The organism is Helicobacter salomonis (genome assembly GCF_900197775.1).
Classification (GTDB): Bacteria; Campylobacterota; Campylobacteria; order Campylobacterales; family Helicobacteraceae; genus Helicobacter; species Helicobacter salomonis.
In genome coordinates this window covers 1-1483 of sequence record NZ_FZMA01000030.1, presented here as the reverse complement: position 1 = coordinate 1483, position 1483 = coordinate 1, and the positions used below count along the sequence as shown (strand labels likewise).

Annotated in this window: 1 pseudogene; it reads right to left on the bottom strand. The window is 47.1% G+C overall.

Annotation, left to right across the window (positions count from 1 at the left end):
- Positions 1-794: pseudogene (locus C6H04_RS05525) on the bottom strand (hypothetical protein); the annotation flags it as partial.
- Between the last annotated feature and the right edge of the window lie 689 nt (positions 795-1483).

Genomic DNA, 1483 nt, shown 5'->3' with positions numbered 1-1483 from the left:
TGTCTTCTCTGCTCAGCACTGAGCTGGGCAACATCTTTGAGTTTGAGAATGCTAGCGCGCATACGCTCTTGTTGGTATTCCCCCTTGCCCCTATCCCCCCCAAAAACCTCAAGGGGGTGAAATAATGCGTCTGTAATGCTGGACTTCTCAAAGGCGACCCTAGAGAGGTATTGGCGTGCACTCTTGGGGAGTTTTTCATAAGGGACATTCTCCTTAATGGCCTCTTGAATAAGCTGGTGATAGCCTAATTTTTGCAGCTTTAAAGCTTGGGGTTCTGACATTCCCAAACTCAAGGCCTGCATGACATCCTCTTTAATGCCCGCTTGTTGCTCTAACTTATGGGCTCTATCCTCCAAGGCTTTGAGAATGGCTTGGGGGTCTTTTTTAGAGGGGGTACCCTGCTGCTGAGTGCTCTGTGTGGGTGTGCTGGGCGGAGTTGTAGAGCTCTGTGGTATAGAGTTCTCTGGGGCTTGAGCTTGTGTTTGTGCGCTTTTCTCTGTAGAGCTCTGTGGTGTAGGGTCGGTTGGAGTCTGTGTTACGCTCTGGGTTTGAGCTCTTAGGGGGTTTTCTGCACTCTGCTTAGAGCTCTCTGTGGGCTCAAAGCTAAACTCTTTAAAATGCTCTAAATCGTGGTAGAGGGCACGGGTGGTCTGCTCTGCATCAAACCCCTGCTGTTGGTAAAATTGTTTGAGCGCGTCGTAATTGAAATTGCTCTTTTGGGCTTTGATGAAGTCTAGCACTCGGGCCTTGTCAATCCCATCTGCAGCTAATCTTTTAAAATCTAAAGTTGCCATATTGTCCCTTTATGGGGCAAGCATAGTGGGAAATGAAAAGAGAAACAAGGGTTAAAAACACATGCTAGGGAGCAGTAAACGTTATCAAAACTATTAAGCGGTAGGGAAAACGCGCATTAAGGTAAACGCGATATCTGTGCGGGGCTAGAATAGCCTCGCTAGCACAGATACCGCCACAATGAAGTAACCCCATGTTGTTATACAAAGCCAAGACCGTCATTCTAAACTGCTAAGCGGTAGGGGAAACATGGCATTAGGGCAGGCGCTATGTCTGTGCGAGGCTAGAATAGCCCCGCTTAGCACGGAAAGCGTTACAACAAATTAACCCCATGTTATACAAAGCAGAAGTCGTTATCAAAACTACTAGGCGGTAGGGAAAATGTCAATTAAGGGACATGAGAAGTCTTTGCGAGGCTAGCATAGCCTCGCTTAGCATGGATAATGTTACAATGAAGTAACCCCATGCCATGAAGCCAAAGCGTTATTCTAAACTGCTAAGCGGTAGTAAAACGCAAATTAAGGAAAAACGTGGCATCTGTGTGTGTGCAGAATGCACCCGCTAGCACGGGGAACGCCACAACAAAGTAACCCCATGCCTAAAGCCAAACCGTTATCAAAACTGTTAAGCGGTAAGATTAACGCGAGTTAAGGGGAAACTTGGCATCTGTGTGTGTGCAGAATGCACACAC